We start from the raw sequence: 13,158 nt of genomic DNA on the forward strand, positions 1-13,158 counted from the left end.
CATGAGCTACATCGCACCCCTGAAGGACATGCTGTTCGACATCGAGCACCTGGCGCGCATCGACCAGGTGGCGCAGATGCCAGGCTTTGAAGACGCCGGCCTGGAAACGGCGCAGGCGGTGCTGGAGGAGTGCGCCCGGCTCAACCAGGATGTGATCGCACCGCTGAACTGGGAGGGCGACAAGAACCCGTCGTCGTTCAAGGACGGTGTGGTCACCACCACGCCTGGCTTCAAGGAGGCGTTCAGGCAGTACGCCGAGGGCGGCTGGCAAGGCTTGCAGCACCCCACCGACTTTGGCGGCCAGGGTCTGCCCAAGACGATTGGTGCGGCCTGCGGCGAGATTCTCAACAGCGCCAACATGAGCTTTGCGCTGTGCCCGCTGCTCACCGATGGCGCCATCGAAGCGCTGATCACCGCCGGCAGCGATGAACTCAAGGCGATCTACCTGGAGAAGCTGGTGAGCGGCCAGTGGACCGGCACCATGAACCTCACCGAGCCGCAGGCGGGTTCAGACCTGGCGGCGGTGCGCAGCCGCGCCGAGCCACAGCCCGATGGCAGCTACAAAGTGTTCGGCACCAAGATTTTCATCACCTACGGTGAGCACGACATGGCCGAGAACATCGTGCACCTCGTGCTTGCCCGTGTGACAGGTGCGCCCGAAGGCGTGAAGGGCATCAGCCTGTTCGTGGTGCCGAAGTTCATGGTGAACAAGGACGGCTCGCTGGGCGCGCGCAACGACGTGCACTGCGTGAGCATCGAGCACAAGATGGGCATCAAGGCCAGCCCCACCGCCGTGCTGCAGTACGGCGACCATGGTGGTGCGGTCGGCTACATCGTGGGCCAGGAGAACCGCGGCCTGGAATACATGTTCATCATGATGAACGCGGCACGCTACGCCGTGGGCGTGCAGGGCATCGCCATTGCGGAGCGGGCCTACCAGAAGGCCGTGGCCTACGCGCGCGACCGCGTGCAGAGCCGCCCGGTGGACGGTTCGCTGAGCGCGGCCGCGCCCATCATTCACCACCCCGATGTGAAGCGCATGCTGATGACCATGCGCGCCTCCACCGAAGGCTGCCGCGCCATGGCCACCGTGGCCGCTGCCGCCTACGACGCGTCGCACCACCACCCGGATGCCGAGGTGCGCAAGCAGAACGCCACCTTCTACGAATTCCTCGTGCCGTTGGTGAAGGGCTACAGCACCGAGATGAGCCTGGAAGTGACCAGCCTGGGCGTGCAGGTGCACGGTGGCATGGGCTTCATCGAGGAAACCGGCGCGGCGCAGTACTACCGTGACGCGAAGATCCTCACCATTTACGAAGGCACCACGGCGATCCAGGCCAACGACCTGGTGGGCCGCAAGACCTCGCGCGATGGCGGCACGGCGGCCAAGGCCATTGCTGCGCAGATCGAGCAGACCGAAAAGGCACTGGCTGCCGGCAGCGCGCAGGCACAGGCGGTGGGCAAGCGCCTCACGGCGGCGCGCCAGGCCTTTGTGGACGTGGTGGAGTTCATTGCAGCGAACACGCGCAGCAACCCCAACGCGGCCTTTGCAGGCAGCGTGCCCTATCTCATGCTGGCCGGCAATCTCATGGCGGGCTGGCAGATGGCACGCGCGCTGCTGGTGGCCGAGGAACTGTCCGCCAAGGGACAGGACGTGGCATTCATGCAGACCAAGATCACCACCGCGCGTTTCTACGCAGACCACATCCTCAGCCGCGTCCCTGGCGTTCGCGATGCGATCGTGGACGGCGCCGAGGCCGTGACCGCGCTGAGCGCAGAAGCTTTCTGACCCGACCCTTCATCCGGAGACCTCATGACCGCACCCGCCCGCAGCCTTCCGCCCGTCCTGAAGAACCTGAAATTCCCGGTGATCGGCTCGCCGCTGTTCATCATCAGCAACCCCAAGCTCGTCATTGCCCAATGCAAGGCGGGGGTGATCGGGGCCATGCCGGCGCTGAACGCGCGCCCGGCATCGCAGCTGGACGAGTGGCTGGCCGAGATCACCGAGGCCCTGGCGGCGCACGACAAAGCCAACCCGGACAACAAGGCGGCGCCCTTCGCCATCAACCAGATCGTGCACAAGAGCAACGACCGGCTGGAGCAGGACATGGCGTTGTGCGCCAAGTACAAGGTGCCGATCATCATCACCAGCCTGGGCGCTCGCGAAGATGTGAACCAGGGTGTGCACAGCTGGGGCGGCATCGTGCTGCACGACGTGATCAACAACGTGTTTGCGCACAAGGCGATCGAGAAGGGCGCTGATGGCCTGATTCCTGTGGCGGCCGGTGCGGGTGGTCACGCCAGCGTGAAGAGCCCCTTCGCCATGGTGCAGGAAATTCGCGAATGGTTTGGTGGCCCGATTGCGCTGTCGGGCGCCATCGCTTCTGGCGGTGCCATCCTGGCCGCGCAGGCCATGGGTGCCGACCTCGCCTACATCGGCTCGGCGTTCATTGCCACCGAAGAAGCGCGCGCGGTGGACGGCTACAAACAGATGATCACCAGCTCCAATTCAGACGACATCGTCTACAGCAACTTCTACACCGGCATCCACGGCAACTACCTGAAGGGCAGCATCAGGAACGCCGGAATGGACCCGGACAACCTGCCGCAGAGCGACCCGAGCAAGATGAACTTCTCGACCGGAGAAGGCGCCAACGCCGCCAAGGCCTGGCGCGACATCTGGGGATGCGGACAAGGCATTGGCGCCATCCGTGAGGTGATGCCCGCTGCCGAGATGGTGGCGCGCTTCAAGCGCGAATACGCCGAAGCCAAAGCCCGCATCTGCGCGGGCTGAACACGGGTCAGGGCCTTGGCCCGCTCCTGAACCAGTTGCCCAGGGAGTCGAAGATCTTGCCGAGGTCGCCCGCGAAGGTGCGGGCGTACTCCACGCCCCCTTGGTCGGATATGGCCGACACCCAGCCGCCTTCGGCCCACTCGGCGTAGAGCCAGTCGTCGCCTTCGCGCACCAGCCCAGCCGGCGGTGAGGGCTGCGGCGCCACAGGCGTGCCCTTCAGTGCCACGCCCATGAAGTCGATCCAGATCGGCAGCGCAAGCCGCCCGCCGGACTCCGCGCCACCCAGGCCGCGCGGCTGGTCGTAGCCGATCCACACTGCGGTGGCCAGCGAGGGTTGATAGCCCGCAAACCAGGCGTCCACCGCGTCGTTGGTGGTGCCGGTCTTTCCATAGAGGTCGGGCCGCTTGAGCGTGGCCTGCGCGCGCGCGGCGGTGCCGGTGCGCGCCACGTCGTTGAGCAGGCTGGAAATCACAAATGCGTTGCGTGCGGGGATGGCGCGGTTCTCTTCCGTCAGCGTCACAGGCGGTGGTTCCTCGAACAGCACCTTGCCTTGTGAATCGGTGATCTTCTCGATCACCACCGGCGCCACCCGCCAGCCACCGTTGGCAATCGTGGCGTAAGCCTGCGCCATCTGCATCGGTGTGGCGCTGCCGGTGCCCAGTGCCAGCGTGAGGTTGTCGGGCTGGCGTGCCGGGTCCAGCCCGAAGCGGCCGGTCCAGTCGCGTGCGGCCTGGGTGCCGGTGTGCTGCAACACGCGCACGCTGGCCAGGTTGCTCGATCGCGCGATCGCCTCGCGCACGGAGATCGGGCCGGAAAACTGGTCGTTGCTGTTCTTCGGGCTCCAGCCGTTGGCGGCGGTGAAGGGCAGATCGTCGACCATGGTGGCGGGCATCACACGCGCTTCGAGTGCGGCCGAATACAGCAGCGGCTTCAGCGCAGAGCCGGGCTGGCGCCAGCCCTGGGTGACGTGATTGAACGGCTGGCGGGTGAAGTCGAAACCGCCCACGAGCGCGCGCACGCGGCCGGTCTGCGGGTCCATGGCGACCAGCGCGGCCTCTGCTTCTGGCCATTGCGACACGGCCCACACAGCGCCGGCCTTGTTCTTGCCCGTGGTGACCACGCGCACGATGGAGCCGCGCTGGATTTTCAGCGGTGCCTTGGCCTTCGCGTCGAGCCCACGCTGTGCCCAGCGCAAGCCTTCGCCTTGCACGGTGACGCGCTCTCCGCTGGTCAGTTGCACCTGCAATGCCTTGGGGCTGGCCGCCAGCACGATGCCCACGCGCAGCGTCTCGTCGTCGCGGTGGTCTTTCAGTGCCTCGGCGGCGGCGCGCTCCAGCTCGGCACCTTCTTTCGCGGGCAGGGACTCCAGGTCTTCCGGGCCGCGCCAGGCACCGCGCCGGTCGAATGCCAGTACGCCGCGTTGCACCGCCGCGTGGGCCGCGCGCTGTTCTGCTGCACGCAGCGAGGTGGTGACCTTGATGCCGCTGGAATACGCCTCGGTGCCGAAACGATCCACCACGGCACGGCGCGCCATTTCAGCCACGTGCGCGGCGTGCACGCTGCGCAGCCCGGGCTGGCGGATCACGAGCTTTTCGGCGCGAGCCGCCGCGAGCTGCTGGTCGGTGATGGCGTCCACCGCGCGCATGCGGGCGAGCACCACGCGCTGGCGTTGGGTGGCGCGCTCGAAGTTGGCCACCGGGTTGGCGTAGTAGGGGTTCTGTGGCAGGCCCGCGAGCATGGCGGTTTCGGCCAGCGAAAGTTTGTCCAGCGGTTTGCCGTAGTAGATCTGCGCCGCTGCCGCGAAGCCGTAGGCACGCTGGCCCAGGAAGATTTCATTGAGGTAGATCTCCAGGATGCGGTCCTTGGAGATTTCCTGTTCAAGCTTGAGCGCAAGCCAGATTTCCTTGGCCTTGCGTTCCGCCGAGAACTCGCGCGTGAGCAGCATGGTGCGCACCAGCTGCTGCGTGATGGTGGAAGCCCCCTGGCGCTGCCCGCCGGTGATGGCCGCCACCAGTGCGCGCGCGATGCCTTTGGGGTCCACACCCGAGTGTTCGCGAAAGCGCGCGTCTTCCACTGCCAGCACCGCCTGCTGCAGCTGCCGGGGCATGCGCGTGAGCGGCACGTATTCGCGCCGCTCGGTACCGAACTGCGCGATCTCCACGCCGTCGGCGGTGAACACCTGCAGCGGCAGCTTGGGTTGGTAGTTAACGATGCGGTCCAGCGGCGGCAGATCGAAGGTCGACGCACGCGAAGGCAGCACGGAGAGGGTGGCGGCGATCAGGGTGAAGCCCAGGAGCGCGCGCCGCAAGGTAGGCACAAACATGGAGACGAATTGTCCCGGATTGGTGTGAAGCGAATGTGCGCTGCGAAGCCCGGCAAGGTAACCACCTGTGTCGGCTTAAGATGGCGCCCTCCATCCGACCGCGTTCCCACCCATGCGCAAGCGCATCCTGCTGCTCGAAGACGAACAGGCCATCGCCGACACACTGATCTATGCGCTGCAAAGCGAGGGTTTCGAGGTGCGGCATGTTCGCCTGGTGGGTGAAGCGCTGCAGGCGTTCGAGAACGAGCCGCCCGATCTCGCCGTGCTGGACGTGGGCTTGCCCGACGGCAGCGGTTTCGATGTGTGCCGGGCCATCCGCAAGACCAGCGAACTCCCCATCGTGTTCCTCAGCGCTCGCCACGAGGAGATCGACCGCGTGCTCGGACTTGAACTGGGGGCCGATGACTACGTGGTGAAGCCCTTCTCGCCGCGCGAGGTGGTGGCAAGGGTACGTGCCATCCTGCGCCGCAGCGCTTCAGGTGGCGCTTCACCGGGTGCTCAAGCTGGCGCTACTGCGGCGCAGGTTGAAGCGGCTGCTCCCGAGCTGTCGGGCGGCGCTCTGGTGCTGGACGAAGCCGCGCAGCGCATCGCCTGCCAGGGCAGCTACCTCGCGCTCACCCGGTACGAATTCCAGCTGCTGGCCACTTTGCTGCGGCGGCCCGAGCGCATCTTCTCGCGTTCGGAACTGATGGATCTGGTGTGGGGTGATGCCGCCGACACCGCAGACCGCACGGTCGATGCGCACGTGAAACTGCTGCGCGCCAAGTTGCGCGAGCGCGGCCTGGTGGCGGAGGTGATCCAGACCCATCGCAACATGGGCTATTCGATCCGCCTGCCGGACTGAACGCATGCGCATTGGTCTGCGCCTGCTGCTGGGCTTCTTTTTCATCCTCGGGCTGGCACTCTTTGTGGTGCTGCGCGTGTTTGTGGAAGAGGTGAAGCCGGGCACCCGACAGGCCATGGAAGACAGCCTGGTGGACGCGGCCTACACACTCTCCCGCCTGGCCGCGCCCGACATGAAGGCCGGCACCATCGGCAGCGGTAATTTTGCGCAGGCGCTGACCGGTTTGCCTGAGGTGAACCCACAGGCCAGCATCTGGGGTTTTCAGAAAGACCGCATCGACTACCGAGTGACCGTGACCGACGCCCGGGGCATCGTGCGCTTCGATACGCGGCCGGAAGCGATCGGGCAGGATTTCTCGCGCTGGAACGACGTGGCCCGCGCCCTGCGCGGTGAATACGGCGCGCGTTCGAGCCCGGCCAATCCCTATGCACCCGACACCGCCACGGTCATGCACGTGGCCGCGCCCATTCGCGATGGCGATCGCATCATCGGCGTGCTTTCTGTCTCGCGCCCCAACGAACGCCTCGAACCCTACATCGAGCGCAGCCAGCAGCGCATCCTGCGCTGGTCCTGGGCCTTGCTGGGGCTGTCCCTCGCCATCGGTTTGCTGTTCAGCTGGTGGATTGCGAGTTCGCTTTCGCGCCTGCGCGGCTACGCCAACGCGGTGGCGCGCGGTGACCGCGTGGTGATGCCGGTGCTGGGCCGCCTGTCAGGCAACACCGAGTTCAGCGAGCTGGCGCAGGCCCTGGAACGCATGCGTTTGCAGCTGGAAGACAAGGCCTACGTGGAGAGCTACGTGCACACCCTCACGCACGAGCTCAAGAGCCCGCTGGCGGCCATCCGCGGCGCCGCCGAGTTGCTGCAGGAAGACTTGCCTCCCAATGACCGGCACCGCTTCGCCGACAACATCCAGCGCCAGGCCGAACGCCTGCGCCAGCTGGTGGACAAACTGCTCGAACTCGCGCATGTGGAACAGATGCGTGGTCTGGCCGCGCGCGAGCCAGTGGACCTGAGCGCTCTCACGCGCGAGTTGTTGCTGCGCATGGAGCCGCGCATCCGGCTGAAGGCACTGCGCGTGCACGACGATCTGCGGCAGGGCATGAAGGTGCAGGGCGACCCGTTCCTCATCGGCCAGGCGCTGCAGAACCTGCTGGACAACGCGGTCGAGTTCTCACCCCAGCAGGGTGAACTCTGGCTGCAATTGCGCCAGGACGGCGATCAGGTGGAATGGTCGGTGCGCGACCAGGGGCCTGGTATCCCCGCGTACGCAATGGATCGCATTTTCGAGCGGTTCTATTCGCTGCCGCGCGCCGAGGGGCAGGACAAAGGCTCCGGCCTTGGCCTGTGCCTGGTGCGGGAAGTGAGCGAACTGCACGGTGGGCGACTGGTCATTGGCAACGCCGAGCCGCCGCCGGGTTGCGAAGCGCGCTGGCGCCTGCCCACCTGACCGTTTTCACGCCGGCTTCACAAAAAGCCGCTGCACCGCACACGCGCTGCACGCCGCGTGATCAGACTGGGTGGGTTCTCAACACGGAGCCCGAATTGAACAAATACCCCTTGCTGAGCAAAGTGCTGATCATCGGTTTGCTGATGCTGCTGCTCTCGATTCCCCTGATGATGGTGCGCGACGTGATCCACGAACGCAGCCAGAACCGTGAGGTTGCTGCCACCGAGGTGGCCCGCGCCCATGCGGGCGCCCAGACGATCACCGGCCCGGTGCTGTACGTGCCCTACACCGAAACCTTCACACGCACCGTGCCGGTGGGCGACACGGGCCTTCTGCGCGAAGAGCGCGTGACGCAGAACCATGTGTCCATTCGCTTTCCGACCCGCATGGACACGCGGGCGCGCCTGAACACCGAGACGCGCTGGCGCGGCATCTTTCCCATCACGGTCTACACCAGCTCGCACGAGAGCACGGGCCGCTTCGTGTGGAGCGACGTGCAACCGAAGGAGAAGGGCGGCCAGATCGCGTTGGGCCAGCCGCGCGTGTTGATGGGCGTAGGCGATTTGCGCGGTCTGCTGAGCGCGCCGCAGTTGAAGGTGGGCGGTCGTGCGCTGGCGGTGGGGCCAACGCTGTCCACCCAGCGCATGCCACTGCCGCTTGGTGCCTCCATTGAGGTGGGCTGGCTCAAGCCCGGCGAGGGCTTGCCCTTCGAGCTTCAACTGGAGCTGGCCGGCACCGGCCGCATGGGTTGGGTGCCGCTGGCCGACGAGAACAGCGTGAACCTGCAGTCGGCCTGGCCGCACCCCAGCTTCGTGGGCGACTTTCTGCCGCGCTCGCGCAGCGTGGGTCCACAAGGCTTCGAGGCCCAGTGGAACGTGACCTCACTGTCGGCACAGGCGCAGCAACAGTTCCTGCAGCAAGGCGAAAAACCACAGCTGCTTGAAGGTTTCGCTGTGTCGCTGGACAACCCGGTGGATGTCTACCGCATGACCGAGCGCGCCACCAAGTACGCCATGATGTTCATCGTGCTCACCTTCGCGGCCTTCTTCGTGCTCGAGATGGTGCGGCAGTGGCGCATTCATCCCATGCAGTACCTGATGATCGGCGCCGCGCTCGTGTTGTTTTTCCTGCTGCTGCTCTCGCTCTCCGAGCACATGGATTTTGTGTGGGCCTATCTGGCGGCCAGCCTGGCCTGCATCGGCTTGCTGGCTCACTACCTGCGCCATGTGCTGGGTGGCTGGCGGCCCGGCATGCTCATGAGCGGTTTGCTCGTGGCGCTGTACGGGGTGCTCTACGGCATCCTGGTCTCGGAAGACAACGCGCTGATGATGGGCTCGCTGCTGCTGTTCGGCGTGCTTGCGGCCATCATGGTCGCCACACGCAAGGTGGACTGGTACAGCGTGATGGGCGCGCCGCCGCCTCAGGCGCCTTCGATCGCGAACAGCGTGCCGACGGACGCACTCTGACGGATGGCGACCAGTCGCTGGTACTCCGGCGACTGGTAGAACGCCTGCAGGTGCGCCATGTCGGGAAACTCCAGAATCACTTGGCGCTGCGGGACGCCGTTGCCCTCCAGAACGGAAACGGCTCCGCCGCGCACCAGGAACTTGCCGCCATGCGCCGCGAGCACCGCGGGCACTTCCTTGCGGTAGCTTTCGTAGATGGCGGGGTCGGTGATCTGGACGTTGGCGTAGATGTAGGCGGCCATGGGCTGTGTCTCCTGAATGAAAAGTTGATCAATGGAAAAAATGCCGGTCCTTGCGCAAGGCCAGCCATGTCCATGCGCCACCCGCCGCATCGACGAGGCCGAACAGCGCCAGCATGGGCGGCGCAAAGCCTGAAACGACCAGGCCCGAGAAGGCCAGCAGTGCGAACACGCGCGTGACCACCGAAGCGGCGAAGAAAGGTCGGGCTTCGCTCACCGCCGCGTACCAGTAATACCAGCCGAGGTTGAACACCACCACGCCCAGCACCCGGATCCACACCTCGCTGGTGGGCGCGAAGCCGAACAGCGAGAGCATGAAGTTGGGGGCCAGCACCAGCGATGCGCCGAGCGCACCGAGGTAAACCGCAAACGCCTTGATGGTGAAAGCCGCGTGGGACATGGAGCCTCCTGCTGGGACTGGTCCGACAGCTTAGCGCGACTTCAGCTGCTGCCCCGAATCATCGGCTCGAAGCCCAGGTCCACCGAGTTCTGTGCCGGCGTCTCCCCCCGCATCAGCCCCAGCAGCATCTGCGCGCTGGCTTCGCCCATGGCGCGCCGGGGCGTGCGCACTGTGGTGAGCGGCGGCACCATCTGGTCGCTGCCCGAGAGGTCGTTGAAGCCCACCACGGCAATTCGCCCGGGCACGTCGACGCCCAGGCGCAGCGCGGTGAGCAGGCCACCCTGGGCCAGGTCGTCGTTGCAGAAGAACACGGCGTCCACGTCGGGCCTGGTGCGCAGGAGATCTTCGAACAGCTCACCACCGAGTCGCATGGACGATGGTTCCGGGCTGAGCAGCTCCAGCCGCGCGTCGTACACGCCGTGCTCGCGCAGGCAGCGGCGGTAACCTTCGGCGCGCTGCATGGTTCGCGGGTCCAGCTGGGCGGCCACGAAGGCGATGCGCTTGCGCCCGCGCTGCACCAGGTGTTCGGTGATGGCGTGCCCGGCCTCTATCTGCGAAAAGCCCACGCAATACACGCCGGGTGCCTGCGTGAGCTCCATCAGGTAAACGCAGGGCACGCCGCTGGCGGCGATCAGCTGGCGTGCGGCTTCGGTGCGGTCGAAGCCAGTGAGCAGCAGGCCGGCCGGGCGGTGCGCGAGGTAGCTGCGCAGCAGTTGTTCTTCTTCCAGCGGTTCGTAGTGCGTTACGCCGATGAGTGTCTGGTAACCGTGGGGCCACAGCGTGCGCTGCACGGATTCGAGCACGTCGACGAACAGGGCGTTGGACAACAACGGCACCAGCACCGGCACCTGCGCGCTGCGCTGCGAAGCCAGCGCGCGCGCCGCCGGATCGGGCACATAGCCAAGCTGGGTAGCCGCCGCCTTGACGCGTTCCACGAGTTCAGCCGCCACGCCGCGTTCTCCGCGCAGCGCGCGAGACGCGGTGATGGGGCTGACCTCGGCCGCCTGGGCGACGTCGGTGAGGGTGATGCGCCCGCTGTGGCGGCGCTTGCGTTCGGAGGGTTCCAAGGGTTTTCCCGGTATTTCGAAAACGGCACTGGCGTTTAGGATAGCGCTGTCCAAAGCCATCCGACACCCGAATTTACCCTGAACCTGCCCACGCATGTTGCCATGAAACCTCGCGGTGTCGAGGTGGAAGCCACGCCGTTGTTGCAGCCCTTTTTTTAGATTCTTGGGACAGCGCTACCAAATGAACCATCGGTCCGAAAACACCTTGCTTGTCGTCATGGGCGTGGCGGGTTGCGGCAAGTCCAGCCTGGGGCAGTGGTGCGCCCAGGCCCTGGGCGTGCCCCTGCTCGAAGGCGACGACTTTCATTCCGCCGGCAACATCCTGAAGATGCGCAGCGGCTCACCGTTGAGCGATGAAGACCGCGCGGAGTGGCTCGATACACTGGCCGCGCAACTGCAGAGCCACGGCGGTGGCGTGGTGCTCACCTGTTCCGCGTTGCGCCGCCGCTACCGCGATCGCCTGCGTGCCGCCGCACCGGGCCTGCGCTTCGTGTTCCTCGATCTCACACAAGAGCAGGCCCGCGCTCGCGTGGCCGCGCGGCCCGCGCATGTGTTTCCGGTGAGCCTGGTGGCCAGCCAGTTCGAAACGCTGGAAGACCCGCGCGAAGAGCCTGGCGTGCTGCGCCTGGACGCCACGCGCGAGCTGGCTGCGCTGGGGGAAGAGGTCGCCCGCTGGGTGCGCGGTTCAGAGGTGGTGCAATGAGCGCCGCCCGGCCGCTCCGAAGGCGCTCGCACCCGCAGTGCGCAGCACGGAGGGCATTCCAATGAACTTCAACCACTTCCTCAAACGCAGCGCCGAGGCCTTGCTGGCGCTCTGCCTGGCGGCCATGGTGCTGTGCGTGTTCGGCAACGTGGTGCTGCGCTACGGTTTCAACAGCGGCCTGAACGCCACCGAAGAACTCTCGCGCCTGCTGTTCGTGTGGATGGTGTTTCTGGGCGCCACCGCTGCTTACCCGGCGGGCCAGCACATGGCCTTCACCAGCCTGGTGGGCACGCTGCGCCACCGCCCGAAAGCGTTTGCGTTCGTCACCCTGGTCATTCGCCTGCTGGTGTTGCTGGCCTGCGTGCTGCTCGGCCGTGGCGCCTGGCAGCAGGTGGTGGTGGGCATGAACAGCAACTCCGTGGTGCTGGGCTACCCGGTGGCGCTGTTGCCGCTGCCGGCGCTGCTGTGTGCGCTGGCCATCGGCTTCATGGTGCTGGTCGAGATCGTGCGGCGCACCCCGCTCGACCTGGGCCACTCGGTGGACATGGAGTAAACCATGAGCGTCGAAGCACTCGCATTCATCGTCTTCATGGCCGGCATGGTGCTGCTCATGGGCGTGGGCATGAACATGGCGTTCGCGCTGCTGCTCACCGGGGCCGCCATGGCCTGGGTGATGGACTTCTGGGATACGCAACTGCTGGCGCAGAACATGGTGGCCGGTGTCGACAGCTTCCCGCTGCTGGCCGTGCCGTTCTTCATCCTCGCCGGTGAGCTCATGAACTCGGGCGGCATCAGCCGCCGCATTATCGACATGGCGCAAGCCTGGGTCGGCCATGTGCACGGCGGGCTGGGCTACGTGGCCATTGGCGCGGCGGTGCTGCTCTCGGCCATGTCGGGTTCGGCGCTGGCCGACGCGGCGGCGATGTCTGCCATTCTGTTGCCCATGATGCGCCAGCACGGCTACCCGATGGCCTCTTCGGCGGGCCTGATTGCCGCGGGCAGTGTCATCGGGCCGATCATTCCGCCGTCAATGGCGTTCGTGATCTACGGCGTGACCACCAACACCTCGATTTCGGCGCTGTTCATCTCGGGCATCGTGCCGGGTCTGATCATGGGCGTGGCGCTCATCGTGGCGTGGCGCGTGGTGCTGCGCAAAATGACGCTGAAGAGCCACCCGAAGGCGCCACTGGCCGAGCGACTGCGCCTCACCGGCCGCGCGGTGTGGGCTTTGCTGATGCCGGTGATCATCATCGGCGGCATGAAGAGCGGGGTGTTCACGCCGACCGAAGCCGCTGTGGTCGCTGCGTTCTATGCGTTGGTGATCGCCATGCTGGTGCACCGCGAAATGCGCCTGCCCGAGCTGTACGCGGCCCTCGTGCGCGCGGCCAGCACGACGGCGGTGGTGATGTTCCTGTGCGCCGGTGCCGCCGTGGCCAGCTACATGATCACGCTGGCCGACCTGCCGTCCACGCTGTCGGGCTGGCTCGGGCCGCTCATTGAACATCCGCGCCTGCTGATGGTGGCCATGATGATCGCGCTGGTGCTGATCGGCACCGCGCTCGACCTCACGCCCACCATCCTCATCATCGCGCCGGTGATGCTGCCCATTGCCGTCAAGGCCGGCATCGACCCGGTGTATTTCGGCCTCATGTTCGTGCTCAACGGGGCCATCGGTCTGATCACGCCGCCGGTGGGTACCGTGCTCAATGTGGTCGCCGGCGTCGGCCGCCTGCCCATGCACCAGGTGATCAAGGGCGTGAATCCGTTCCTGATCGCCTATCTCTTCGTTCTCGGCCTGTTCATCGTGTTCCCGCAGATCGTCACCGCGCCCGTGGCCTGGATGCGCTGACGTTTCAATTTCACCCACTCCAAGGA

General features: G+C 66.1%; 12 protein-coding genes. 8 read left to right on the forward strand and 4 right to left on the reverse strand.

Annotated elements, in window-relative coordinates; all coding sequences use genetic code 11:
• The first annotated feature begins 1 nt into the window (after nt 1).
• Together CAP37_RS05410 and CAP37_RS05415 are read left to right on the forward strand one after the other, a co-directional pair.
• Nucleotides 2-1,789, forward strand: coding sequence for an acyl-CoA dehydrogenase (locus CAP37_RS05410; protein ID WP_086123235.1), 1,788 nt, complete (start codon nt 2-4; stop codon nt 1,787-1,789).
• Between the two features lie 24 nt (nt 1,790-1,813).
• Nucleotides 1,814-2,794, forward strand: coding sequence for a nitronate monooxygenase family protein (locus tag CAP37_RS05415; RefSeq protein ID WP_086123236.1), 981 nt, complete (start codon nt 1,814-1,816; stop codon nt 2,792-2,794).
• 7 nt (nt 2,795-2,801) lie between these two features.
• On the opposite strand, the gene CAP37_RS05420 is transcribed toward CAP37_RS05415, so the two are convergent.
• Nucleotides 2,802-5,117, reverse strand: coding sequence for a penicillin-binding protein 1A (locus CAP37_RS05420; protein WP_086123237.1), 2,316 nt, complete (start codon nt 5,115-5,117; stop codon nt 2,802-2,804).
• A gap of 112 nt (nt 5,118-5,229) precedes the next feature.
• On the opposite strand from CAP37_RS05420, the gene creB reads away from it, so the two are divergent.
• The 3 genes from creB (at nt 5,230) to creD (ending at nt 8,874) form a co-directional block, all read left to right on the forward strand.
• Nucleotides 5,230-5,961, forward strand: coding sequence for a two-component system response regulator CreB (creB, locus tag CAP37_RS05425; RefSeq protein ID WP_086123238.1), 732 nt, complete (start codon nt 5,230-5,232; stop codon nt 5,959-5,961).
• A gap of 4 nt (nt 5,962-5,965) precedes the next feature.
• Nucleotides 5,966-7,408: a two-component system sensor histidine kinase CreC gene (gene creC, locus CAP37_RS05430; protein ID WP_086123239.1), complete on the forward strand. Its 1,443-nt coding sequence runs from the start codon at nt 5,966-5,968 to the stop codon at nt 7,406-7,408.
• A 95-nt stretch (nt 7,409-7,503) separates the two neighbouring features.
• On the forward strand, nt 7,504-8,874 hold the full coding sequence (gene creD / locus CAP37_RS05435) for a cell envelope integrity protein CreD (protein ID WP_143435887.1): 1,371 nt from the start codon (nt 7,504-7,506) through the stop codon (nt 8,872-8,874).
• Here the strand turns inward: creD and CAP37_RS05440 are convergent.
• The 3 genes from CAP37_RS05440 to CAP37_RS05450 are packed head-to-tail and all read right to left on the reverse strand — an operon-like array spanning nt 8,829 to nt 10,580.
• Nucleotides 8,829-9,116: a DUF1330 domain-containing protein gene (locus CAP37_RS05440; RefSeq protein WP_086123241.1), complete on the reverse strand. Its 288-nt coding sequence runs from the start codon at nt 9,114-9,116 to the stop codon at nt 8,829-8,831. The two genes, creD and CAP37_RS05440, sit on opposite strands and share 46 nt — an antisense overlap.
• 28 nt (nt 9,117-9,144) lie before the next feature.
• A complete protein-coding gene (locus CAP37_RS05445; protein WP_086123242.1) occupies nt 9,145-9,513 on the reverse strand; it encodes a hypothetical protein in 369 nt (122 codons plus the stop codon).
• A 41-nt stretch (nt 9,514-9,554) separates the two neighbouring features.
• Complete coding sequence (locus tag CAP37_RS05450; protein ID WP_086123243.1) at nt 9,555-10,580, reverse strand: LacI family DNA-binding transcriptional regulator; 1,026 nt, start codon at nt 10,578-10,580, stop codon at nt 9,555-9,557.
• Between the two features lie 181 nt (nt 10,581-10,761).
• Here CAP37_RS05450 and CAP37_RS05455 point away from each other — a divergent pair, with 181 nt between their 5' ends.
• From CAP37_RS05455 to CAP37_RS05465, 3 genes are all read left to right on the forward strand, one after another.
• The gene (locus CAP37_RS05455; protein ID WP_256926877.1) at nt 10,762-11,283 is read left to right on the forward strand and encodes a gluconokinase; all 522 of its coding nucleotides are present in this window, start codon (nt 10,762-10,764) and stop codon (nt 11,281-11,283) included.
• A 61-nt stretch (nt 11,284-11,344) separates the two neighbouring features.
• Nucleotides 11,345-11,836 carry a TRAP transporter small permease subunit gene (locus CAP37_RS05460; protein ID WP_086123245.1) on the forward strand — a complete coding sequence of 164 codons (492 nt, stop codon included), beginning with the start codon at nt 11,345-11,347 and terminating at the stop codon, nt 11,834-11,836.
• Between the two features lie 3 nt (nt 11,837-11,839).
• The gene (locus CAP37_RS05465) at nt 11,840-13,132 is read left to right on the forward strand and encodes a TRAP transporter large permease (RefSeq protein WP_086123246.1); all 1,293 of its coding nucleotides are present in this window, start codon (nt 11,840-11,842) and stop codon (nt 13,130-13,132) included.
• Nucleotides 13,133-13,158 lie beyond the last annotated feature (26 nt).

Source organism: Hydrogenophaga sp. IBVHS1 (assembly GCF_002127265.1).
In the GTDB taxonomy this organism is placed as follows: Bacteria; Pseudomonadota; Gammaproteobacteria; order Burkholderiales; family Burkholderiaceae_C; genus Hydrogenophaga.

Bases quoted from the DNA above. Each gene is read 5' to 3' on its own strand.
- CAP37_RS05420 (WP_086123237.1), bottom strand. From the start codon at position 5,117: ATGTTTGTGCCTACCTTGCGGCGCGCGCTCCTGGGCTTCACCCTGATC.
- creC (WP_086123239.1), top strand. From the start codon at position 5,966: ATGCGCATTGGTCTGCGCCTGCTGCTGGGCTTCTTTTTCATCCTCGGG.
- CAP37_RS05440 (WP_086123241.1), bottom strand. From the start codon at position 9,116: ATGGCCGCCTACATCTACGCCAACGTCCAGATCACCGACCCCGCCATC.
- CAP37_RS05460 (WP_086123245.1), top strand. From the start codon at position 11,345: ATGAACTTCAACCACTTCCTCAAACGCAGCGCCGAGGCCTTGCTGGCG.
- CAP37_RS05465 (WP_086123246.1), top strand. From the start codon at position 11,840: ATGAGCGTCGAAGCACTCGCATTCATCGTCTTCATGGCCGGCATGGTG.
- CAP37_RS05455 (WP_256926877.1), top strand. From the start codon at position 10,762: ATGAACCATCGGTCCGAAAACACCTTGCTTGTCGTCATGGGCGTGGCG.
- CAP37_RS05410 (WP_086123235.1), top strand. From the start codon at position 2: ATGAGCTACATCGCACCCCTGAAGGACATGCTGTTCGACATCGAGCAC.
- creB (WP_086123238.1), top strand. From the start codon at position 5,230: ATGCGCAAGCGCATCCTGCTGCTCGAAGACGAACAGGCCATCGCCGAC.
- CAP37_RS05445 (WP_086123242.1), bottom strand. From the start codon at position 9,513: ATGTCCCACGCGGCTTTCACCATCAAGGCGTTTGCGGTTTACCTCGGT.
- CAP37_RS05415 (WP_086123236.1), top strand. From the start codon at position 1,814: ATGACCGCACCCGCCCGCAGCCTTCCGCCCGTCCTGAAGAACCTGAAA.